We start from the raw sequence: 22,939 nt of genomic DNA on the forward strand, positions 1-22,939 counted from the left end.
AGAACGTATAAGAACTATAAGTTATTTTTCTATATAACTTTTGCCCCAATGTACGGATTCTACAATACCCATATGCAAATTCAAAGAACAAATTTATTCATGATTGGAGATTCAATTTAGTCCATCTCTGGATAAAGAATTTTTATGAAATCAAGTGGATAAATTATGAGGGTTTATTGCAAAACTTTTCCTGGAAAAAGCGATTATTATATAATGATTATCTTCTGGCCTGCAGCGTTTATAGAATTCGTTACTACGGCTTTCTGTTCAGTGAGTTAGAGGGTAATTATTAGGTGTGTTAATGCTAAAAATTTTTGCAAAAGAGATGATTATAATCAATAATTGGGTTCATTTGCTATAAGAACAAAAGGTAAATTTATAATGTCTTCTCTAAAAATATGCTACATACTCTCAACTACAGAAGGAGGGACATGGGCTTTTGAACAATTACGGGAGCTTAGAAATACTTATCGGTATGATGTTTCAGTTATATTAAGTGGGACTTCCGGAACTTTAGTTGATCGTTTTAGAGCAGAAAATATTCCTGTTTATACTGCGGATTTCGATTTTATGCGTCCGACAGACTTGTTCTTTTTACCGCAAAAGATCTTAAGGCTAGTTAAGTTACTGCGCCAAAAGCGATTTGATGTAATACAAACGCATCTTTTTCCATCTATGGTTATTGGTCGGATTGCGAGCTGGATTGCCGATGTGCCGATTCGTCTTTCAATGATTGCAGGCCCATTTCATCTTGAAGCAGATACACCACAATGGATTGATAAAACAACCAGCTGGATGGATGTGGCAGTGATACCTTCCTGCAATTATTCGAAACAACTTTATTTGAAAATGGGCGTTCCAGAACATCGACTTCATGTCATTTATTATAGCCCGGATGAACGACGTTTTGATGCAGAGAATACCCTTCCTGCAGGCTTGAGGGAGGAATTTGGATGGCCTGCAGGCACGCCATTAATTGGGATGATTGCTTATTTTTATCCAAAATTGGGAAAAAATAGATGGACTCCACCATTTTTGCATGGAAAAGCAATTAAAGGTCATGAGGATGTAATTCGAGCAGCTCCGACCATTCTTAAGGAGTTTCCAAATGCAAAATTGCTTCTAATCGGCAGTGGCTGGGGCGACGCAGGGCAGGAAGTAATGCAATCCATGCAGGCTTTGGTTGCAGAGCTTGGGCTGCAAGATAGTGTGATTTTCACAGGGCATCGTCAGGATATCCCCCGCATTTATCGGGATCTGGATGTATCGATACAAGCCTCACTCAATGAGAATCTCGGTGGAACAATCGAGGCTTTATTAATGGAGTGTCCTACCGTTGTAACCCGAGTAGGTGGTTTAGTAGATACAGTAATTGATGGAGTAACAGGTGTGCAAGTCAATGTTGCTGATCCTGCAGATTTAGCCGAGGGCGTTTTACGCTTGTTGCGAGATCCTAAAGCAGCAAAGAAACTTGGAGAAGCAGGGCGTGCCTACATGCTTGAGAAGTTTACTCTTAATTCCACGGTTAGTGATTTAGATAAGCTTTATCAACATTACATAAAGACAACACCTGTCGGCTATCGATTTTATAAAACGATTTATCGTTTTCTTTTACTCAGTGTCTTAGGATTTTTTGTTTCCTTACGTTTTTTTATTTTAGATATTTGGTTTCTTCCTCGATGGGATATGGGGTGGCGCCCATGGAAACAGATAATCATCCGTTCCAAGATGTTGTTTTATCGATTTTGGTCCCTTATGGTTACTCGCCCCAAGATGTTGCTCTATCGATTTTATTCCCTTGTTGGGCGAGTGGCGGCAAAGATTTCCCTTAAATCTAAGGATTAGGCCCAATAATGCCTAGTAGATAGGGGTGAGATTCCATTTAAGATGATGCCTGATACTTAATAGAGCGAGATTATTGCAAGTTAACTACTGCATCACAGTGGTTAACTTGCTGGCCGTTGCGATGAACTAGGATTGTAGTACCATGCTATTACGTTTGTTCATTGCGTCTTGGAAAAGTACAATCATACACGACAATAGAAACCCTAAAATTAACCCTAATACAATAATTAATCCCTTTTTAGGTTTAATTGGTTTGGAGTCAACCAAAGGCTGGCCGTCCATTGCAAACAGAGTGACTCCATTCACATCGAAGGATAATGTCTTTAGACGTTTAAGCTCAAGTTGTAACTGTTCGATATTTTTTGTATAGGGTCTATCATCTTTTCGCTCACGTAACGCGATAATTTTTTTGTCATTTTGTACAATGTGGAGCTTTTCTTGTAGTGCAGAGATCTGTTTATTATATGCTAAAGTATGGGGGGTTGCTTTCAGAAGAGCGATTTCTTTCTTGAGGTAGGTAGTTCCTTTTAAATAAAGATCATTATGATTTTGATTTACATCCACCACTATATTTTGACTTTTTATTTTCTGAACTTGGTTGGGGTATGTAATTCCCAAAAGTTGGGCGACTTGTAGCGCTTGATCTAATTCCTGTAAGCGAATTTGTCGATCGCGTTGGTCTCGTTTCGTGAGAGCCTCAATGCTGTTGTTTAATTGTGCAATGGATAAGTTCTGTTTATCAATCAGTTGTTTGATTTCATTGCCCCGATTTGCAGTAACAGTGGCGATACGTATCTGTATTTGTTCTGTTAATTTGGTTATTTTACTTTGAATAATTTCTCGTTGCGCTGAAATAAGATTTTTTAACACTTTTTGATTTGTATAGGCCAGATACGCTTTATTAGCAGTAGCTTGTAGATCAAGTGTAGGGAAAAAAGTGATCAATTCAGCTTCTTTACCACTATCATTAAAGCTGTCTTTTGTATCGCCTTTAAAATGATTAATAACAACTATTTGGAAATGTTTTGATGCAACATTCAATAAGTGAGAAAGTTTCTCTTGAGATAGCTGGGCTTTTTGATCTTTAGGGATTACTAAATTATTTTCGCGTAAAAAAGAAATAATATTACTTTTTTTCGATAATAGCTTGATAAATTTATTAAATAAAACAGGTCCCTGTGCATTTAAATCAGCATTTAGTATTAGTTTTTGAAATTGATTTGGGTACGGCTCAATTAAATTTGATTTAGCCTCATAAGTCTTCGGAAGTAAAAAAGCAATCGATATAGCACATAAAGTGCAAAGGCCAGTAACAGCGGCTATAAAAGCTCTTTTTTTGAACAGAACTGATAATAAATCAAAAAAATCAATAGATTGACTGGTATCTGTTTGGTCATGTACAAGCAAATATTGGGGATTAATTGCCTGCAGTTTCTTAGAATTTTCATCCAACATAATTTATTTCCTTACCATTTAACTGAAACAATGCCGACTGCAGATCTAGAAATTGTCGATATTGATCCATGATGCATATTATATTTTGAATAACTCTTGATGTTTCCAATGTTTGAACCAAAGGGAGCATTTTGATGGCTTCAGGAGGGGCTCTAAAATTGCAAAAAGTATTAACAGTCATGAAAATCCATTTAAATTTTGTCAAAATCTATATCACAAACAACTCAGAATCTACGAATGTTTCATCGCTTACTTAGTAGTTTCAACTTTACTGCTTTCTGTTAAGCAGCATAATAAATACCATACTCTATTGAATTTGAATAGCAATTTTTTATCATTCTCAAAACAGTAGGACATAATTGATTTTCCTAATTTTCGCGAGTGTAAAAAATGAAAGATTTTTGGCTAGAAAAATAGGAAGTTAAAATCTTAGAAAAGCCTCAAAAGCACTTTTATATTGTAATTTCCAAACGAGGAAAGTGAACATCAGTAGGTTACTTTTGCTCCTGGCGCCAAACGCAATGATACTTAGTTAAGCTGGTTGTACTTTTCCTTCGTAAACATCCATCACCGAATTAACGTCACCAAACATTTTTACGCTCCCGTGCTCTAGCCAAAGTACGCAATTGCAAAATTGTTTGATGATTTCATTTGAATGAGATGCAAGCACCATAATATTCGATTGATTTACATATTCATTCATGCGGTTTTTTGCTTTTTCAATAAAACTTGCATCACCTACCCCAATTACTTCATCTACAAGAAGAATATCGGGAACTAATGCAGTAGATAAACCAAATGCTAAGCGAATCATCATCCCACTAGAGTAGGTTTTAACAGGCATTGAAAGAAAATCACCAAGTTCTGTAAATTCCTCAACATTTTTGATAATGCTCTTTATTTGACCGTTTGATAAGCCAAGAATTAGTCCTCGCATGCGGATGTTTTCATAACCCGTAAGCGTGGGCTGCATGCCTACACTGATATTAATTAAAGAAACGATATTTCCCTTAATGTATATATTTCCTTGTAGTGGTTCATAAACACCAGAGAGAACACGAAGTAAAGTGGATTTTCCGGCGCCATTATGGCCTATTAATCCTAAACGATCCCCATTTTTTAAGTGCAGAGAGATATTATTTAAAGCCTGTACTTGTAATTTGCCACTTTTCCCATTACTTAAAAGACCACCGGTTGCGATATTGGCGATTCCTCTTTTTAAAGAACGCGCATCAATATCATAAACAGGATATGTAAGTGAAAGATTTTTACAAACAATGTAAGACACAACGCACTCCGTAATTAAATCCAAAAAGGAATATTTCTTCTAAATCGTGCAAACAGGACGAATGAAATGCACGATGAAACTATCGTTATTGAAATGCAGGTATTCCATGTCATCAGATCGGGAACTTGTCCTAACAAAGGCATTCTAATTAGATCAATAAAATAATTTAATGGATTGAATATGATAATGGCAGAGTTTGGCAGCAAATTTGCATTCCAAGAAATGGGAGTAATAAAAAACATCACTTGAATTAAGCTATTAATGATGGGAGGAATATCACGATATTTTGTACCTAATATCGACAAGATTAAGCCTGCTGAAATTAAATTTAAAATAATTAGAAATAAACCAGGAATTACATAAAAGATTGCCCAATTGAGCGGTACTTGAAAATAAAGCGCAACAGCACCATAGACTAAGGCATTATGAAAAAATATGATGACATGACGCCAAGTCAACCTGAATACATATAAAATATAGGGCAACTTGATTTCATTAATAAGTAGGGAGGCTTCAACAAATGTATTACAACTCTCTGCCAGTGCTGCTGAAATCAAGACCCACACTAAGTAACCGGTTGTAAAAAAAGGGACATATTCTGCTATTGATTGATGAAACAATCGACTGTACACAACTGAAAAGGCGACAATAATAACAAGCATACTGGCCGTGATCCAAAATGGACCTAATACTGATCCGCGATAACGAATTTTTATGTCATTCCAGCCTAGATAGGTCCATAGCTTCCACTTTTTTATTGAGTCGAATAAGTCAATAACAGCAAGCTTAGATTGACTGTTTCTTATTTCTTGAGTGGGTATATTAATATCAATAGTCTCAGTTAATTCGTTCATGTACCTTACACCTGGGTTGCTTGAAGCATTACTTCTGTAAGAACTTGGCAGGTTTTATCAATTTCTGATTTTAATAAACTTGGATGAACTAAAAACATCAAGCTGGTTTCTCCAAGTTTGGATGCAACTGGAAGTCTATTATGCGGACGCCAGCCAGTATTATCAAATGCTTTTTCTAAATATACTTCAGAGCAGGAGCCTTGATAACAAGGGACGCCACGATCATTAATTTCTTTTAAAATACGATTACGATCCCAGCCTGCTGCCAGTTGGCTTTCTTCTACAAATACATAACATTTGTAAGCGGCATGCACAATTTCATCAGGAATTTGGGGAACTCTAAGGCCTTTTAAAGTTGAGGCAACTTCATAAATTTGTTTTAGATTGCCTAGTCGTTGTTGATGCCAAGTGGGCATTTTTTTAAGTTGTATGCGGCCAATTACGGCTTGAATTTCAATCATCCTTCCATTCATACCAAAGCTTCGATGTAGCCAACGAAAACCAGGTTCAATGGGTTCATTATATATGGCATCCCAGGATTTTCCATGATCCTTATAAGACCACATGGACGACCAGAGTTGTTCATCATTAGTCGTGACCATGCCTCCTTCGCCTCCGGTGGTCATAATTTTATCCTGGCAGAATGACCAGGCTCCTATATGACCTATTGAGCCAACTGAACGACCTTTGTATTGAGCGCCATGGGCTTGGGCACAATCTTCAATGACATATAAATTTAATTCTTCTGCCAATGCTAGAATGGGATCCATATCACAAGGCCAGCCAGCAAGATGAACGCAGATTATTGCTTTAGTATTAGGGGTTACCACGGCGCGAATGGTCTCGGCGGTAATATTTTGACTGTTTTCATCGACATCAGCAAATACAGGAGTGCCGCCGCAAGTCACTATAGATGAAGCAGAAGCGATGAACGTCCGTGAGGTCACAATGACTTCATCCCCTGCTTTTATTCCAATCGCTTTTAATGCGACATCAAGTGCAATAGTGCCATTTGCTAATGCTACGGCATATTTTGTACCTACCCACGCTGCAAATTCATTTTCAAATTCCCGGCATTCATTTCCAGTCCAATAATTTACCTTATTCGATAGCAGCACTTGATGTATTCGCTCTGCTTCTTCTTCAGAGTAATTAGGCCAAGGTGAAAATGCTGTATTTAACATATTTAATCCTTTGAATTTTTTTTATAAATTTTTGCGGGTACGCCAAAAGCGGTACAATAGTCTGGTAAGTCATTAACAACAACCGAACCTGCTCCTACCATCACTTCGGCACCAATTTTAATACATTGACGTACACAAGAGCCAATACCAACCCAACTTAAATTACCTACACTTACATTTCCTGCTAAACTGACTCCTGGAGAAATATGTACCGCGTGCCCAATAGTACAGTCATGCTCAATAATTGCACCCGTGTTAATAATCGTACCTGCACCAATTGTGCAATCAGGATTTAATACGGCTCTGGCAAAAACAACAGAGCCTTCGGCTATTTTAGCTGAAGGACTTATTATTGCTGAGGGATGAATAATTGTTGCTAATGGAATTTTTTCATTTAAAAAGTACGTCATTTTTTCCATGCGAATAGAATTATTGCCAATTGCAACAACGAGGCCATCAAATTCAGATGCTTGTTCCAGAAAGGATTGCGTCGTTCCACTAACCTTCCACGCCCCAACTTGGTTAATATTTGGCCATCGGTCATCAAAAAGAACAATATTTTGCCAACCAGAACAGAGTGCTGCATCAGCAACAACTTTTGCATGCCCACCTGCACCAATAACAGCAAGAGACTTCATGGATTATTACCTGTAAATTTTTCGTTAGTGACACTTCCTTGACCTGTAATTCCTTCTCGAATCAACACTTTTTTAATGGTTAACATTAAGATTTTAATATCCAAATAAAAAGACTGATGATCCACATACCATAAGTCTAATGCAAACTTTCCTTCCCAATTTAGGGCGTTTCGGCCATTAACTTGAGCTAAACCAGTAATGCCAGGTTTGACATCATGCCGTCTTTTTTGCTCGCTATTATAAAGGGAGAGGTATTCGATTAATAGAGGTCTAGGGCCTACGAAGCTCATTTCACCTTTAAAAACATTCCATAACTGGGGTAACTCATCCAAACTACACGCTCTTAAAACATGGCCCAGGCGAGTGATGCGATCTTTATCAGGTAATAAATCCCCGTGTTTATTAAATGAATCCTTCATTGTTCTAAATTTAATCAGACGGAAGGTTTTGCCATGTAATCCTGGGCGATTTTGATAAAAAAAGATCGGTGAGCCTAAATAATAACGTATTAATAATGCAACAATAATCAATACAGGCATCAACATTATTAATAATGTACCTGATAAGATAATATCGAAAATACGTTTCAGCACAATAATCTCTCCAGTAGTCCTATACTTAGAAGGGTCAATAGATCATAAAATTTTGAACTATTTCTTACAAGGCTTAACTAATAAAAGATTTTTGTTTGGAGTTATGTTTTATCTTATCTAGCTGACAATGAAGCATTGCTCAAGAATATTGATAAAGACCATGTGTTTAATCGCATATGGATTGTAATCAGAATATAAATCACTTTGAATTACCCCAATTTTTGGGGCAAATCACTTAAGTTCTGACTTCCGGTACAAAACATAGCCACTTTTAATTCATACTCAATTGTCTGCATGCATAGGCTAACATGTTCAGACGATTCCAATGCGGCTTCGAGCAGGGGTCTTGCATAACCAACAGTTGTTGCTCCAAGTGCAAAAAGCTTGGCGGCGTTTAAGCCATTAGTAACGCCTCCTGAACCCCAAATTTCGAAAGAGGGTTTTAGTGCTGCAGCTTGTTTGACAGCGGTTACCGTATCAATTCCCCAGTTGCGAAATGTAATCGCTGCCTGTTGGCGAATAGGGTCATTGATTGCTCTATGTCCTTCAATTCGTCCCCAGTGAGTGCCTCCCAAACCACCTACATCAATTGCGGCAATGCCAATATCATTTAAACGTGACATCGTTGCTCGAGAAAATCCACAACCAGTTTCTTTAACGATAATCGGTAAAGGCAGCTTTTTAACTAAATCAGCTAAGGCTTGCCAACCTCCCTTATAGGTTGTTGTTCCTTCAGGTTGCATGCACTCTTGTAAGGGATTGCAGTGAATAATTAAACCATTAGCCTGCAAAGCATCGGTTAAGCGTTGTATTTCACTTAGCGATGTTGTGATTAATTGTGCTATTCCTAGATTGCTGTATAAGTTGACTTGAGGGAAGTCACGACGTAAATCTTGCCATTCAAAAGCTGCTTTGGGATCCGTGAGCTCTCGTCTTTGTGAGCCAACTCCCATTGCCCATCCATTCAATGCACATGCTTCAATAAGATTATGATTGATGTGCTTTGCTCGACGATGACCTGCAGTCATAGAGCTAATGAGGAAGGGTTTTTCTACTACTTGGCCAAATCGGGAGCTTTTAATACTGATTTCATCAAAATTTAAATCAGGCAGAGCATCATGAATTAGATTGATGCTTTCGAACGTACTGAGTTCTGCGGTTTGATTTTCAGGCATTAAGGCTAATTTGATGTGATCTTGTTTGCGTTGCTCAAACTGTTCATAATTATTCGTCATGGATTATATGCCTGCTTCGTTATCTGTAGTAAATACACCAAAAAGAATGGGAGCCTCTGCAATGTACCTCTTTATGCCTGTATTTTCCACTTATTTTACTTTGTGAAGTAATCTATTATGTGAAATAATTATACTATTTTTATGTCTGAGAACCTAATTGGATTCAATCACGAGGAACTACTCATGAGCACACCGCGAATAATTGTTGGAATTACTGGTGCCTCAGGCATGATTTATGGAATACGTCTTTTAGAGCTATTACGTACTACATCCATTGAAACTCATTTAATAGTTAGTAAATCGGCTCAATTGACACGCAAATATGAAACTAACTTGTCATTGGCCGAAGTAAAAGCACTGGCCGATGTTTATCATTCCTGGAATGATGTCGGTGCAAGTATAGCCAGTGGTTCTTTTCAGACAATGGGAATGATCATTGCTCCCTGTTCAATGAAAACTTTGGCAGAAATTGCGCATGGAACGGGTGATAATCTTATAGGTCGGGCAGCGGATGTGACCTTAAAAGAGCGTAGGAGATTGGTACTCATGCCTCGTGAATCTCCCTTGCATTTGGGGCATTTACAAAATATGGTTTCACTGACCCAACAGGGGGCGATCATATGTCCTGCAACGCCTGCATTCTATACCAATCCGGAAACGATTGATGATATTATCAATCACAGCGTAGGTCGAATACTTGACCTTTTTAATATTGATGTAGGAATAGTAACACGTTGGCAGGGATAACGCTCTGCCAAAAAAATTCATGCCGTATCCAGGCACAATGTATTTTATTGTGATTACCCTTTGGGGTTTAGTTCAACCCAATTGGCGTAAGCTTCCATAAATTTTTGCAAGAATTTTTGAGTGTCTTCTTTTGTAATATTTCCTTGCGCATCAAACAAATCTCCTGCCATTCCTATGTATGTTTCGGGTTGTTGCAGCGTTGGAATATCTAAAAAGACAAATGATTGTCTTAAATGATGGTTTGCTCCAAATCCTCCAATAGCACCAGGAGAAACACTTATCACAGCGCCAGGAAGCTTGCTCCAAATACTTTTGCCATAAGGGCGAGAGCCCACATCAACTGCATTTTTAAGTACCCCAGGAACTGAACGGTTGTATTCAGGTGTAACAAAGAGCACGCCCTGATATGTTTTCATTTGTTCACGAAATTGAACCCAAGCCGCAGGAGGTCTATTGTCGTCATCAAGATCCTGGTTGTATAATGGCAAATCACCAATTTCAACAATGTGTAGGTCTAGAGATTTAGGCGCTAGAGAAATAAGCACTTTTGCCATTTTTCTATTGTAGGACTCTTTGCGTAAGCTTCCTACAATAACTGCGATTTTTTTACTCATTTATACGGTTCCTTGTATTATAAGACTCTATATAGGTTATACTGGATGGGTTATCCAAAACAACCCTAAGTTCTTTTTAAACAGGAAAACTTCAGGGCTGGCTTATTGCATTCTTTAATGAACATAATTTTGCCTCGACCTTGGGTTTTTCCGTAAGTCCTGATTATGTGAGCCTCGTTAGATTTTTCATTCACTTAAGCACTGATTCGGGTTTCCAATTTTATTATTGTTTATGTTTTTAATAATGCCAGCCACGTCGATGGCATGATTTTGATTAAAATGTCCATACAGCCATCGCAACAGTAAATGATCGTTTTAAGTGTAATCTACGTTGTTGTTGGCAAGATGATGCTCTATAAAAGTCGAGGTGTGCGCGATATTGGTTAAACGTAAATTGCAATGATTTAATTCAACATGAATAAAATTAAGTATTGATAAATCGAGACAGCGCAAATCGAGGTTATGCAATTGGATTGATAGCTTAAAATCGAAGTAGATGATGATTGATTATTGAGGATGAGTTTGACATTATGAATGTTAATTTTACAAATAAAAAACTCCCTATCCTCTAAAATACTCTCATATTTAAGTGAATAGGAAGTTTCAGGAAATGAATTAGACTACTTCAACTTCTTCAGCTTGAGGACCTTTTTGTCCGTTGCTTGGTTTGAACGTTACTGTTGCACCCTCAGCAAGAGTTTTGAACCCTGTACCTAGAATTGCACTGAAATGCACAAAATAATCTTTACCGCCACTTTCTAAAAAACCGAAACCTTTGGACTCATTAAACCACTTTACTGTACCACGAATTTTTTCTGACATGTTAATTTCCTAAATTGTTACCAGGACATTGTAGCATTATTTTATTAATTGTGCTGTTTTTTTATTAAATATTTTTAAATTTTTTTACATTTAATGCAAAAACATAAAATAACGCTTCCATATCATAGAGTATTTTGATTAAAAACTCTAATACTTTACAATCTTTTAGCCTTTTGATGTTTGTCAGTGGAATTTCACCTCTAGAACTGGAAAGCATTTACTTATTTATTGGGTAGTAAGAAATGAAATCATCGTATCTTAATTCCGGAAGTCTTAGCTGAGGGTGAAGGACTTCTATAACGCAGCAAAGTGACTTAAGTATTTTAAAAAATTAGAGGCGATCAATGTTCAGGGAGCTGAATTAGCTCAAGACCATCTTCTTTTTTTAGAAAAGTAAAAATAATTCCTGAAAAAAAAGTAAGAATCCCTAGCATTAGAAATGTATCATGAAATATTTGAACCGATAGCGCATGGCCCCCAGAATACATGGTAGTGAAAATGCTAAGTAAGATTGCTGATACGGCAACACCAAAACTTTGAGCCAATTGTTGAATGGTACTCATAATACTGGTTGCGGCACTCATATTGTTTTCTGTAATGTTGGCATAGGCCAAAGAATTCATGCCTGTGTACTGTAGCGCAATGAGAAATCCATACATAAAAGTTAAAAATGCGATACTGTATACGGAAGAATGTTGATTGATGGAAAAAAAGGACCAGAGAGAGATACTTACGAGGATTGTATTTATAATTAATAAATTTTTATAACCAAACCACCGTAATATAGAGAAGGATAAAGGTTTGACTAAAAAAACTCCTAAAGCAATTGGAGCGAGCAACAACCCTGATAGACGAGGCGAATAGCCCAATCCAATTTGTAACAGCAAGGGTAATAAAAAGGGGACGCCGCCAAATCCTAGGCGTGCTAATATATTCCCTACAACTGAAATACAAAATGTACGTGTACGCAAGAGCTCCACTTTAACAATAGGGTGTTTTCTTTTATGGGAGTGTTTGGTATATCCACCCAATAAAAGCAAGGCAACCATGAAGGTACTAAGGATTTCTATGGTTGAAGCAGTTGACTCACTAACCATGGACAAACCAAAAGTTAAGGTAGCTAACCCACTGCCGAAAAAAATAAAACCCAGTTTATCAAGCGGAGGAACTGGGCGAGGGGGCATAGAAGGTAATAATTTGCTTGATAAAATTACAGCAAGTACTCCGAAAGGAATATTGACCCAAAAGATCCAACGCCAAGAAAAGCGATAGGTAATAATTCCACCTAGCAATGGTCCAAGCATCATTCCCAAAGAGGCAACCATCACCACGATACTCATCTTGGTGATTAATTCATGTCGTTCACAAGTTCGTAAAATAATGAGCCTGCCAATAGGTATAGTTAGCGCCCCCCCCAAGCCCTGAATGATGCGCGCACAAATTAATTGCCCTAAATTGTTAGTAAACCCGCACCAAATTGAACTTAAGGTGAATACAGAGATGGCCACGATAAAAACAGTTTTCATCCCAAATTTATCGGCAATCCAACCGCTAATCGGGATAAAGATCGCTAAACTCAAAAGATAACTGATTAGTGCTAATTTCAAGTCAATGGGATTGACATTTAAACTCTGTGCCATCACTGGAATTGCGGTATTAATAATGGTGGTATCAACCGCTTCCATAAACATGGCGAAAGAAATAATGAACAAGATGATATTTTTCTTCATAAGTTCAGTATAGCAACAGGCATCAATCATGCATATAGTTGTACTTCTAATGTAGCCTGGGCGGATGCCGCGAAACCCAGACTTGAGTTTAATTTATGATTCAGCCAACAAATTTTTTAATCCTGCTAAATGAGATTTAGCCAGGTTTTTTGATTGTTCCTCAGAACGTTCTACGTTTTTACCAAACCATTCCAAATGTTCTGGCGGCAATTCATCCAGGAATCTGCTTGGTAAACAATCTTGTAATTCACCTCCACGTCGTCTTTGTTTGGCCAAGGTAAAGCATAATCCTTTTTGGGCGCGAGTAATCCCAACATACGCCAAGCGTCTTTCTTCTTCAATTTGGTCTTCATCAATACTCACTCGATGTGGCAATAATTCTTCTTCCATGCCGACCAGATAAACATAAGGAAACTCCAGGCCCTTGGATGCGTGTAAGGTCATCAGTTGTAAGGACTCGTTATCCTGCTCATCTGCTTGCTCAAGAATATCGATCAAAATTAATTTATTAATAACTTCTGCTAATGTTTGTTCGGGCTTTTTGGCTAATAAACGCCCGACCCACTCTAATAACTCCCAAACATTGTCCATCTTTTTTTGTGCTTTTGCGGGAGTATCGCATTGTTCATAAATATGGGCTTCATAACCGCTGTCCTCAACCATCTGTTTTAAATGCTCTACAATCGAGCCTACGGTTAAGCGTTTTTTTGTTTGTTCTATCCATGATTTAAAAGCAAGTAATGCCGCACGAGGTTTTTCTGCAACATGTTCACTAAGCGCGAGATGGTCTGCGGAAGCGTAAAGACTAATCCCGCGGCTTTGCGCATAGTGTCCTAGGGAGTCAAGACTGGCTTCGCCTATGCCACGCTTGGGGGTGTTTATTACCCTTAAAAAAGCAGCATCATCAGCCTCATTACATAGTAGTTTTAAATAGGCAAACACATCTTTAACTTCTGCTTTAGCGAACCATGATTGTCCTCCGCTAATAGTATAAGGAATACCATAATGACGGAGTACTTTTTCAAATACACGTGACTGATGATTGCCGCGATATAAAATCGCATAGTCACCATATTGGGTTCTGGTGCGTAGTTTGTGGCTTATTAAATCAGCCACCACCTGTTCTGCTTCATCATTTTCATCTTTACAACGAATCACTCGCAAGAGTTCTCCATGACCAAATTCACTCCATAATTTTTTTTCAAACAGATGCGGATTATTGGCGATAAGGTGATTGGCCGTATTTAGAATAATATTGGTTGAGCGATAATTTTGCTCTAATTTTATTATTTTTAGTTGAGGGTAATCTTGCTGCAATTGCTTCAAATTTTCCGGTTTAGCGCCTCGCCAGGCGTAAATAGACTGATCATCATCTCCTACCACCGTGAAGCGAGCCTGAATTCCAGTTAATTTTTTTACCAAAAGATATTGGCTTGTATTTGAGTCTTGGTATTCATCCACCAATAAATGGCGAATTTTGTTTTGCCAATAGTCCAATACGGAAGAATGTTCATTTAAAAGGCTGACAGGAATACGAATTAAGTCGTCAAAGTCAACGGCATTGTATGCCTTAAGTGCTTGCTGATAACGTGGGTATAATAGTGCGGCTTCTTCATAAAAAGGCATATTTGAGCTGTTTTTAATTACTTGCTCTGGCGTAAGAAGATCATTTTTCCAGCGTGAAATGTGCTGCTGGATTTGGAAAATAAATTCTCGTTCAGTTGCTTTATTTGCAGGTAAGAAATTGCGTAAAATTTGTAAACAATCTTCACTGTCAAAAATTGAAAACCCTTTTTTCAGCTCGCATAAAGCATAATCACGCTTGAGAATGCTTAATCCCAAAGTATGGAATGTTGCTATTTTTAAACCTCGACGATTAGCTGCCGGCAGAACGGCGGCAACCCGAGCACGCATTTCGTTGGCTGTTTTGTTCGTAAATGTTACGGCACATACTGTATTGGCGGCATAGCCGCACGTGTTAATCAAATAGCCTATTTTTTGCGTTATTACTCGTGTTTTACCGCTTCCAGCTCCAGCAAGAACTAATAATGGTCCGTCTATATAACGTACCGCTGCCATTTGTTGGCTATTCAACATCTTAAAGGGACTCGCTCAAAAAAGCGCAATTATTGCCCGCTTAGGCATTGTGAATCAACTACTAATTAATAGAACGTTCGACATCAAATTCTTCTTCAGTATCAATTTCAATAAATTCAGGTTTAGTTTCTGGTTCATTTGGTTCTTTGATACCAAAAACGACTTTGTCAATTGTTTTGAATAAAGGTGTAAGAATGTTTTTATCTATCATGATTAGTCCTTTAATTTTTCCTGAGGGAGATTTTAAAAGCATAGTTCAAAATCATTTTTTCTCCAGGAAAATTACAAAAAAATTATGATATACTTTGCACAATCACGAGATTTTCTTTAGGGTCTTGCAATCTACTAGTTTGACTCATCCCTCGACTTTTTGTGCTCCCATACTCACATACTGTGTATGCATGCTTCGCTTCGATGCTCAAAAATAAAGAGGGGATTCAATCTGGTGAGGTGTAAAGCAGGTCCTGTTTGCCGTAATTTTATATGAGTCCATTATGAAAGAATCCGACACCCTTCAGCGTTTTATTTTTGAACATGCCAATATTCGTGGTGAAATTGTTCATATTGAAAATACGTACCAAACTATTATGAACCAACGGAATTATCCGCCAATGGTTAAAAATTTGTTGGGAGAAGCGATCGTTTCTTGTCTTCTTTTAGCATCCAGTATTAAATTTCAGGGCAGTTTAAATTTGCAATTTCAGGGGGATAATCGGCTACCTTTATTATTGGTTCAGTGTGACCATGAGTTTAATGTGAGAGCTTTTGCCCAGTTTATTGAACATTTGGAAACTGAAGAATATGCCGCAGCTTTTCTTGAAGGACAGATGGTAATTACTATTAACCAATATAATCAAACAAACTCATATCAAAGTATGGTTCCCATTCAGTCGACATCCATGAGTGAAAATTTAATGAGTTATTTTGCTCAATCCGAGCAGGTATCCACGCAAGTTTGGTTAGCCGTGAATGATAATGCCGCGGCTGGAATGCTACTGCAGTTAATGCCTGGCCAAGATACAGTACAAAGAGAGCAATTTTGGGAGTATGCGGTGCATTTAGGCCAAACGGTGAGTGAACATGAATTACTTACTTTAGATAATGAAACATTGCTTTATCGCCTTTATCATGAAACAGAACTGAGGTTATTTGATAGCCGTAAAACTCAATTCAAATGTCGCTGCAGTTTGGAGAAAATGAAACAAGTGTTAACTGTTTTAGGCGAGGATGATGCAAAAGCATTGTTACAGGAAGAAGGGGAAGTTGCGATTCGATGTGATTTTTGCAATACGAAGTATACGTTTGATCCAATTGATGTAACGATGTTATTTCATAAAGGATGAGATGGCATAATCTGGGGGGAAGGCAAAGCAATAACTGAGAAAATGTTCCTCTGCATCCCCAGATACTGCTACGCTTCACCCAGGCTATAGAACGTTATTTATTGTAAAATAAATTTTATAGAAGATACGATTCCTTTATCCGATTGAATGAGCTGTACGCACTCTCCACGCATGGCTTGTAATACTTGTTGCAATCTAAGAAATTGCTCGCTGAGTTGTGTGTATAGATCCGCCGTATGTTTTCCTTCTAACTCACCAATAGTCAAATAAGCGGCTTGTCCCATTTCAGAAAAATACTCAAGACTGACGTGTCGCTTTTTTGCCATTCCCGGAAATAGTCCGCAACAGAGTAAGCTTTTATCTCCTATATCGCGTAGTAATTCCATTTGCAGGGTTTTCGGCCTATGTATGGACTCAAGAAAATCGAGTGCGATAATGGATTCGATGAGTTTAGGTCCCTGAGAAAAACGCATTAATAAAAATACCAGATAACTTTCAGTATTTTCAGTGAGCATAAGCTGTGTCGCAGCTTGAGCTTCATTAACCAATGCATGCCATTGGCTAATGTCAGTGGGATGTAAAATTAGTTGTTTCATAATTACTCCCTATTTTTTTACCCCTCTCTTTTATTTTAGCAGTTAAAAAATAATTGGTAGGCTAGAAAACGAGTTATTGAGCAGTACTTTGTACACCATGTTTCAAATCACCAGACAGCAAATTCAATTTGCTATACCATAGTAATACCCACTAAGTTTAATACGGCGTTACAAGTTCACTCGGTTTCAGTCATGTACAATTAGGTACACTCCTTCGCCTCGTTCACTTGCACCCTGTCTAAAACATAGTGGGTAATGCTATAAAATATGAGAAGCAGATAGGTTTTAGCTGCTTAATGATGTATAATGTCAAATCTATGAACAAATACTCTGCTTTTTCCTTCAAAGGTTATTTATGATTGATCAGATTCGCAATATTGCCATTATCGCCCACGTTGACCACGGTAAAACCACGTTAGTAGATAAATTACTGCAACAAACCGGTACATTAAATGAGAGAGCGCCCAAAGTTGAGCGCGTGATGGATTCCAATGCTTTAGAAAAAGAGCGAGGAATTACCATTCTTGCCAAAAATACTTGTGTGTATTGGAAAAATCATCAAATTAATATTGTTGATACCCCAGGACATGCTGATTTTGGTGGGGAAGTCGAGCGTATTTTATCGATGGTTGATAGTGTATTGTTGCTGGTGGACGCAGTTGACGGGCCTATGCCACAAACACGTTTTGTGACGCAAAAAGCGTTTGCTCGCGGATTAAATCCTATTGTGGTGATTAATAAAATCGATCGCCCTGGGGCACGGCCTCATTGGGTTATGGATCAAGTATTCGATCTTTTTGATAACTTGGGCGCAACCGATGCGCAATTGGATTTCCCTGTTGTTTATGCATCTGCATTAAACGGTTATGCCAAGTTAAATTTGGAAGATGAAGCGACCGATATGAGCGCTTTATTACAGACCATTATCGATAAAGTTGAAGCACCTAAAGTGGATGCGGAAGGCCCTTTCCAAATGCAAATCAGTTCTTTAGATTATTCATCTTATGTAGGGACTATTGGTATCGGCCGTATCACTCGTGGACAAATTAAAGCAAAATCCGCAGTGAAGATTATTGATAAAGATGGCAATATTCGTTCAGGCAGATTATTGCAATTATTAGGCTTTAAAGGACTGGATCGCGTTGAAGTTGAAGAGGCCGGTGCAGGTAATATTATCGCGATTACCGGTATTGATGGCATTAAAATTTCCGATACGATTTGTGATCCCAATATGGTTGAAGGTTTGCCAGTTCTTTCGGTTGATGAGCCAACAATTAGCATGACCTTCCAGGTGAATGATTCACCTTTTGCAGGCCAGGAAGGAAAATTCGTGACCTCGAGAAGAATTCGTGAACGTTTAGAAACAGAATTATTACATAACGTGGCTTTACGGGTTGACGACTGCGACGATCCTGACAAGTTTCGCGTGTCTGGTCGTGGTGAATTACACTTATCCATTCTTATTGAGACGATGCGTCGTGAAGGTTATGAATTAGCGATTAGTAAACCTGAAGTGATTATTCGTGAAGTAGATGGTGAGCAACAAGAACCTTATGAACATCTGACTGTCGATGTGGAAGAAAATCATCAAGGTTCCATTATGGAAAAATTGGGTGAGCGTCGTGGTGAATTACAAAATATGGTTCCAGATGGCAAAGGAAGAGTGCGTCTTGACTATATGATTCCTACCCGCGGCCTGATTGGATTTCACAATGAATTCTTGTCATCTACCTCAGGTACCGGTTTAATGTATCATGTCTATGATCATTATGGTCCGGCAATTAAAGGACGCATAGGAAAGCGAGCTAACGGGGTGCTGATTGCCAATTGTCAAGGAATGGCTCGCGGTTTTGCTTTATTTAACTTGCAAGACCGAGGTAGATTATTTGTTGAGCCGCAAACCGTGTGTTATGAAGGGATGATCGTTGGGATTCATGCTCGCGATAATGATTTAGTTGTGAATGTGACTAAAGAAAAGCAATTAACTAATATGCGCGCTTCGGGTACAGACGAAAACATTATATTAACTCCTGCTGTCAAGTTAACGTTGGAGCAGGCATTAGAATTTATTGATGATGATGAATTAGTTGAAGTAACTCCTGATTCGATTCGAATAAGAAAAAAATCATTGAAAGAACATGAACGAAAAAAAGCATCAAGAACAGCAAGCATTGAAGAATAAAGTTAAATTTAAACGAATTGTCTTGTATGCACGCCAGCACCGAGCCAATCAAGGGGTAAACGAAAGTTTATACCGTTTGATTGACTTTCTGGAACAGCAAGAAGTGCAAGTTTATCAAGATATTGATACAGCTTCAGGCTTTGATGCGAACATTCCCATATTGGCCAGAGACGATATGGGTAAAAAAAATGATTTGATCATCGTTGTTGGTGGTGATGGAAGTTTGCTTTCAGCTGCCCGGATGGCGATTAAAGTGGATACACCGGTAATTGGAATTAACCGCGGGCGGCTGGGGTTCCTTACCGATATTTTGCCTCATGAACTGGAAAAGCAACTGGGTGCTGTTCTTAGAGGTGATTATGAAGAAGAAAAGCGCTTTCTTTTACATACTCGAATTTATGATGAAAATCATATTTATTTTGAGGGAGATGCGCTTAATGATGTAGTATTGGGGCGCGGAAAAGAAACACATCTCATTGAGTTTTCCGTGCATGTCAATAAGCAACTGGTGAGTCATTATCGCTCTGACGGTATGATTTTATCGACACCCACCGGCTCTACTGCCTATGCTTTATCCGCAGGGGGGCCAATCATGCATCCACAATTGAATGCGATTGTTCTTGTACCTATGTTTTCTCATAGCTTGAGCTCACGTCCATTGGTGATCGACGGTGAAGCTAAAATTGAACTGCATATCAGTAAGTTTAATGAAGCTGATTTGCGAGTGAGTTGTGATGGACATGAATCAAGAATGGTCAAACCCGGACAAAAAGTTGCTATTCAAAAAAATGGCCATCAATTACGGCTGTTGCATCCTCTTGATTATCATTATTATGATACATTACGATCAAAACTTGGTTGGGAATCTAAACATCAGGGATAGGATAGAACATGCTCACCACTTTGTGCATTGAACAGTTTGCGATTGTACAACACCTAGAGTTGGATTTTACTCAAGGGATGACTGCTTTTACTGGTGAAACGGGGGCAGGCAAGTCAATCATGATCGATGCTTTAATGTTGGCTTTAGGTGATCGGGCAGATGCTTCAGTTATCCGGCCTGGCCAGGAAAAATGTGATATCACTGCTGGATTTTTTGTGGGACAAGGATCGGAGCCTGCGCAATGGCTTGCAGAACATGATATTGCTTGCGATGACGGTGAAATTTATTTGCGACGGGTGATTTATGCCGAAGGTCGCTCCAAATCCTATATTAATGGCCAACCATTCCCGTTACAAAAAGTAAAAGAACTCAGCGAAAAACTGGTCCATATTCACGGACAGCATCAACATCAAACACTGATGCAGCATGCAACGCATCGTCAACAATTGGATCAATATGGCAAAAACCAGGCGTTACTTGAAGAGGTTGCGCAACTCTACAAACAATGTCATAAAATTCATCAAGAGATAGAAACATTGCAAAGCCAGGAGCAACAGGCAGATAAAATTGCATTATTGCAGTTTCAAATTGATGAGTTATCTGCGTTGAATCTGCATGAAAATGAAATTGAAACTTTATATCAAGAACATCAAATGTTGCATCATGCAAAAGATTATTTGCAAAAAAGTCAGCAGATCCATGGATTATTAAATTCTGAAGATGAGCCCAATATTTGTACCAGTTTAAACCAGATTTTGCACTTATTGAGTCAATTACCGCAGGAGCAAGCTCAGATCAAAAATACTGCGGAGTTGATCAATGGGGCACTGATTCAATGCGAAGAAGCAATTGATGAAATGCAACAATTCGCCGAACGTGTTTATTTGGATCCAGAACGATTGCATGAAATTGAAACACGTATGAGTGTCATACACCAGCTTGCGCGTAAATATCATATTGATAGCAGCCAACTCCATGAGCATGGACGAAACTTGCAAAACGAACTAGACCATCTGCAAGACAGCGAAAGCAGACTAGCGCAATTAAAAGCTCAGCATTGCCAATTGGTTGCAACTTATGAAACAGCCGCATTTAAATTAAGAGAGATACGACAAGCACAGGCAAAAAAACTGGCAAAAGAAATCACAGCCAGTATACAAAAGCTTGGCATGCCTAAGGGACGGGTGGAGATAGAACTATCTCCCTTAGAAAAAATGCAACCCCATGGAATGGATAAAGTGGAATATAAGGTGTGCACCAATCCGGGTATGGAGCTTGATTCTCTAAGTAAAGTGGCATCAGGTGGTGAGCTTTCGCGAATTAGCTTGTCCATTCAAATGATTACTGCTCAGCAAGGTACAACGCCTACCTTATTGTTCGATGAGGTGGATGTAGGTATTGGTGGCGCGACAGCTGCTCTTGTGGGGCAAATGCTTCGTAAATTAGGTGAGCGGTTGCAAGTATTTTGTGTGACACACCAACCTCAGGTTGCTGCTGCAGCGCATAACCATTTCATGGTTGAAAAGCGAAGTGATAATAAAGAGACGTTTACCCATATCTCCCTACTGCAATCTACTGAAAAAATCGATGAAATTGCACGCATGTTGGGAGGATTGAAAATTACAGAACAAACTCGTTCTCATGCCAAAGAACTGTTGCTGCAAAGTAATTAGAGGGTGTTAAATTTCCTAATTTGTTAAAGCTTCGTATCCTGAATGAAGGCGTAAGCCATAACCCGGGAAATCTTTATTAGGAAAAATCAGATTTCGCTTTCTGAGGTATCGTTACTCTTTTTTGAATGGTTTAAGAGTCATTAATGAGCAAATTGCTCATGTATCGTGTCATTCCCGCGCAGGCGAGAATCTATCCATCAAGCTTGTTCATGACTTTGTTTGCGAGATGGATTTTCGCCAGCGCGGAAATGACATCAATTTAGAGTAGAATGAATTATTAATGTTGGCATTGAATATTAAAAACTCTAGCCTTTAAAAGGTGACCATACTACAGGGTTCCCTTCAACAGGACTACAATCGCAAGTTGACGCCCAGTGAACCTGGGCTAATATATTTCCAGATTTCGCGCTGTTTTATCTCTTTATTAAGTTTTTAATGCCTCAGCAAGTGAAATAAAGTGATAGCCATGTTCTTCAAACATGTGTAGCAAATCATCTAAAAAATAACCATTCAGTAAATTAGCATGGATGAGTAAAATTTGCTTTCCAGGGGTATCTTTTTCGGCAGTTAATGTGCGCTGCCAAACATATTCAAGATAGCGTTGTTTAAAATCAGTTAATGATGCATTTGGATTTTGCTTCATGAACGTTAATAATTTCGAGTTAAACTCGAAATCTCTGCTATCAATGGTCACTGGGGCAATAATGTAATTATTTTTACGTAAATAGTCACGAACAATACTTTTTTTCCAAAATCTTCCTTCGGAAAGATAGGGATAACGAAAATATTTTGGCTGTGACATAAATGGTGCAAGCACTGTTTCTGCCTTACTCAGATCGTTGATGTATTCTTCATAAGAAACACGTTTTAATCTCAGATGAGAATAACTATGGTTTCCTAATTCAAATCCATTTTGTTTAAATACCTGAAATTGCTTGATGGTTTCATTGTTAATTCGATTGCCAATGATAAAACCTATTGCCGGAACTTGATGTTTTACAAGGCTATTAACGATTTTTTCAAACGCTTCATCAGACGTACTAATAAGAGGTAAGTCATCAATGGTAATTGCAATATTCCGTTGTTCTGCATGACAGATACCAACCAATAGAAAAAAGAAAGCAAAAGCAAGGTACCGAATTTTTTTCAAAATATCACTC

At 38.3% G+C, this 22,939-nt stretch carries 21 protein-coding genes; 6 read left to right on the forward strand and 15 right to left on the reverse strand.

The genetic code is table 11. From position 1 onward, the window contains the following. Nucleotides 1–381 precede the first annotated feature (381 nt). A complete protein-coding gene (locus tag ELY20_RS07380; RefSeq protein ID WP_110141985.1) occupies nt 382–1,845 on the forward strand; it encodes a glycosyltransferase family 4 protein in 1,464 nt (487 codons plus the stop codon). Nucleotides 1,846–1,971: 126 nt separating this feature from the next. Here ELY20_RS07380 and ELY20_RS07385 read toward each other — a convergent pair whose 3' ends face one another. From ELY20_RS07385 to fni, 8 genes are all read right to left on the reverse strand, one after another. Then, complete coding sequence (locus ELY20_RS07385) at nt 1,972–3,300, reverse strand: Wzz/FepE/Etk N-terminal domain-containing protein (RefSeq protein ID WP_110141986.1); 1,329 nt, start codon at nt 3,298–3,300, stop codon at nt 1,972–1,974. Beyond that, on the reverse strand, nt 3,290–3,481 hold the full coding sequence (locus ELY20_RS07390) for a hypothetical protein (protein WP_110141987.1): 192 nt from the start codon (nt 3,479–3,481) through the stop codon (nt 3,290–3,292). Before ELY20_RS07390 ends, ELY20_RS07385 begins: the two co-directional genes overlap by 11 nt. A gap of 351 nt (nt 3,482–3,832) precedes the next feature. Then, nucleotides 3,833–4,588, reverse strand: a complete 756-nt coding sequence (locus ELY20_RS07395; protein ID WP_110141988.1) for an ABC transporter ATP-binding protein — start codon at nt 4,586–4,588, stop codon at nt 3,833–3,835. Between the two features lie 14 nt (nt 4,589–4,602). Beyond that, a complete protein-coding gene (locus tag ELY20_RS07400) occupies nt 4,603–5,442 on the reverse strand; it encodes an ABC transporter permease (RefSeq protein WP_110141989.1) in 840 nt (279 codons plus the stop codon). A 5-nt stretch (nt 5,443–5,447) separates the two neighbouring features. After that, a complete protein-coding gene (locus tag ELY20_RS07405) occupies nt 5,448–6,626 on the reverse strand; it encodes a DegT/DnrJ/EryC1/StrS family aminotransferase (RefSeq protein WP_110141990.1) in 1,179 nt (392 codons plus the stop codon). Between the two features lie 2 nt (nt 6,627–6,628). Continuing rightward, the gene (locus tag ELY20_RS07410; RefSeq protein ID WP_110141991.1) at nt 6,629–7,264 is read right to left on the reverse strand and encodes an acetyltransferase; all 636 of its coding nucleotides are present in this window, start codon (nt 7,262–7,264) and stop codon (nt 6,629–6,631) included. Next, on the reverse strand, nt 7,261–7,857 hold the full coding sequence (locus ELY20_RS07415) for a sugar transferase (protein ID WP_276309314.1): 597 nt from the start codon (nt 7,855–7,857) through the stop codon (nt 7,261–7,263). The genes ELY20_RS07410 and ELY20_RS07415 overlap by 4 nt, the downstream gene beginning before the upstream one ends. A gap of 209 nt (nt 7,858–8,066) precedes the next feature. After that, nucleotides 8,067–9,092, reverse strand: coding sequence for a type 2 isopentenyl-diphosphate Delta-isomerase (gene fni / locus ELY20_RS07420; protein WP_110141992.1), 1,026 nt, complete (start codon nt 9,090–9,092; stop codon nt 8,067–8,069). 183 nt (nt 9,093–9,275) lie between these two features. Between fni and ELY20_RS07425 the strand changes: the two genes are divergently transcribed. After that, entirely contained in the window at nt 9,276–9,839 is a 564-nt protein-coding gene (locus ELY20_RS07425) for a UbiX family flavin prenyltransferase (protein WP_110141993.1), read from the forward strand. A gap of 53 nt (nt 9,840–9,892) precedes the next feature. Here the strand turns inward: ELY20_RS07425 and ELY20_RS07430 are convergent, their stop codons facing one another. From ELY20_RS07430 to ELY20_RS16890, 5 genes are all read right to left on the reverse strand, one after another. Next, nucleotides 9,893–10,453, reverse strand: coding sequence for an NADPH-dependent FMN reductase (locus tag ELY20_RS07430; protein WP_110141994.1), 561 nt, complete (start codon nt 10,451–10,453; stop codon nt 9,893–9,895). 615 nt (nt 10,454–11,068) lie between these two features. Continuing rightward, entirely contained in the window at nt 11,069–11,275 is a 207-nt protein-coding gene (locus ELY20_RS07435) for a cold-shock protein (RefSeq protein WP_058467466.1), read from the reverse strand. Between the two features lie 341 nt (nt 11,276–11,616). Further along, nucleotides 11,617–13,005 carry a DHA2 family efflux MFS transporter permease subunit gene (locus tag ELY20_RS07440; RefSeq protein WP_110142059.1) on the reverse strand — a complete coding sequence of 463 codons (1,389 nt, stop codon included), beginning with the start codon at nt 13,003–13,005 and terminating at the stop codon, nt 11,617–11,619. A 93-nt stretch (nt 13,006–13,098) separates the two neighbouring features. Next, entirely contained in the window at nt 13,099–15,102 is a 2,004-nt protein-coding gene (locus ELY20_RS07445) for a UvrD-helicase domain-containing protein (RefSeq protein ID WP_110141995.1), read from the reverse strand. Nucleotides 15,103–15,163: 61 nt separating this feature from the next. Continuing rightward, complete coding sequence (locus ELY20_RS16890; protein WP_165831582.1) at nt 15,164–15,313, reverse strand: hypothetical protein; 150 nt, start codon at nt 15,311–15,313, stop codon at nt 15,164–15,166. A gap of 283 nt (nt 15,314–15,596) precedes the next feature. On the opposite strand from ELY20_RS16890, the gene hslO reads away from it, so the two are divergent. Then, nucleotides 15,597–16,445 carry an Hsp33 family molecular chaperone HslO gene (gene hslO / locus ELY20_RS07450; protein ID WP_110141997.1) on the forward strand — a complete coding sequence of 283 codons (849 nt, stop codon included), beginning with the start codon at nt 15,597–15,599 and terminating at the stop codon, nt 16,443–16,445. A 98-nt stretch (nt 16,446–16,543) separates the two neighbouring features. Here the strand turns inward: hslO and ELY20_RS07455 are convergent, their stop codons facing one another. Then, a complete protein-coding gene (locus ELY20_RS07455; RefSeq protein WP_110141998.1) occupies nt 16,544–17,041 on the reverse strand; it encodes a hypothetical protein in 498 nt (165 codons plus the stop codon). A gap of 355 nt (nt 17,042–17,396) precedes the next feature. Between ELY20_RS07455 and typA the strand changes: the two genes are divergently transcribed. The 3 genes from typA to recN are packed head-to-tail and all read left to right on the forward strand — an operon-like array spanning nt 17,397 to nt 21,779. After that, nucleotides 17,397–19,223: a translational GTPase TypA gene (gene typA / locus ELY20_RS07460; RefSeq protein ID WP_110141999.1), complete on the forward strand. Its 1,827-nt coding sequence runs from the start codon at nt 17,397–17,399 to the stop codon at nt 19,221–19,223. Next, nucleotides 19,180–20,106 (forward strand): NAD(+) kinase, encoded by a 927-nt coding sequence (locus tag ELY20_RS07465; RefSeq protein ID WP_110142000.1) that lies wholly within the window; start codon nt 19,180–19,182, stop codon nt 20,104–20,106. The genes typA and ELY20_RS07465 overlap by 44 nt, the downstream gene beginning before the upstream one ends. Nucleotides 20,107–20,114: 8 nt before the next feature. After that, complete coding sequence (gene recN, locus ELY20_RS07470; RefSeq protein WP_110142001.1) at nt 20,115–21,779, forward strand: DNA repair protein RecN; 1,665 nt, start codon at nt 20,115–20,117, stop codon at nt 21,777–21,779. Between the two features lie 424 nt (nt 21,780–22,203). Here recN and ELY20_RS07475 read toward each other — a convergent pair whose 3' ends face one another. After that, entirely contained in the window at nt 22,204–22,929 is a 726-nt protein-coding gene (locus tag ELY20_RS07475; RefSeq protein ID WP_110142002.1) for a polysaccharide deacetylase family protein, read from the reverse strand. Between the last annotated feature and the right edge of the window lie 10 nt (nt 22,930–22,939).

The organism is Legionella qingyii, assembly GCF_003990155.1.
GTDB classification, from domain to species: Bacteria; Pseudomonadota; Gammaproteobacteria; order Legionellales; family Legionellaceae; genus Legionella; species Legionella qingyii.

Coding starts and splice junctions, on each gene's coding strand:
- ELY20_RS07380 (WP_110141985.1), top strand. CDS start 382: ATGTCTTCTCTAAAAATATGCTACATACTCTCAACTACAGAAGGAGGG.
- ELY20_RS07385 (WP_110141986.1), bottom strand. CDS start 3,300: ATGTTGGATGAAAATTCTAAGAAACTGCAGGCAATTAATCCCCAATAT.
- ELY20_RS07390 (WP_110141987.1), bottom strand. CDS start 3,481: ATGACTGTTAATACTTTTTGCAATTTTAGAGCCCCTCCTGAAGCCATC.
- ELY20_RS07400 (WP_110141989.1), bottom strand. CDS start 5,442: ATGAACGAATTAACTGAGACTATTGATATTAATATACCCACTCAAGAA.
- ELY20_RS07405 (WP_110141990.1), bottom strand. CDS start 6,626: ATGTTAAATACAGCATTTTCACCTTGGCCTAATTACTCTGAAGAAGAA.
- ELY20_RS07410 (WP_110141991.1), bottom strand. CDS start 7,264: ATGAAGTCTCTTGCTGTTATTGGTGCAGGTGGGCATGCAAAAGTTGTT.
- fni (WP_110141992.1), bottom strand. CDS start 9,092: ATGACGAATAATTATGAACAGTTTGAGCAACGCAAACAAGATCACATC.
- ELY20_RS07425 (WP_110141993.1), top strand. CDS start 9,276: ATGAGCACACCGCGAATAATTGTTGGAATTACTGGTGCCTCAGGCATG.
- ELY20_RS07430 (WP_110141994.1), bottom strand. CDS start 10,453: ATGAGTAAAAAAATCGCAGTTATTGTAGGAAGCTTACGCAAAGAGTCC.
- ELY20_RS07435 (WP_058467466.1), bottom strand. CDS start 11,275: ATGTCAGAAAAAATTCGTGGTACAGTAAAGTGGTTTAATGAGTCCAAA.
- ELY20_RS07440 (WP_110142059.1), bottom strand. CDS start 13,005: ATGAAGAAAAATATCATCTTGTTCATTATTTCTTTCGCCATGTTTATG.
- ELY20_RS07445 (WP_110141995.1), bottom strand. CDS start 15,102: ATGTTGAATAGCCAACAAATGGCAGCGGTACGTTATATAGACGGACCA.
- ELY20_RS16890 (WP_165831582.1), bottom strand. CDS start 15,313: ATGATAGATAAAAACATTCTTACACCTTTATTCAAAACAATTGACAAA.
- hslO (WP_110141997.1), top strand. CDS start 15,597: ATGAAAGAATCCGACACCCTTCAGCGTTTTATTTTTGAACATGCCAAT.
- ELY20_RS07455 (WP_110141998.1), bottom strand. CDS start 17,041: ATGAAACAACTAATTTTACATCCCACTGACATTAGCCAATGGCATGCA.
- typA (WP_110141999.1), top strand. CDS start 17,397: ATGATTGATCAGATTCGCAATATTGCCATTATCGCCCACGTTGACCAC.
- ELY20_RS07465 (WP_110142000.1), top strand. CDS start 19,180: ATGAACGAAAAAAAGCATCAAGAACAGCAAGCATTGAAGAATAAAGTT.
- recN (WP_110142001.1), top strand. CDS start 20,115: ATGCTCACCACTTTGTGCATTGAACAGTTTGCGATTGTACAACACCTA.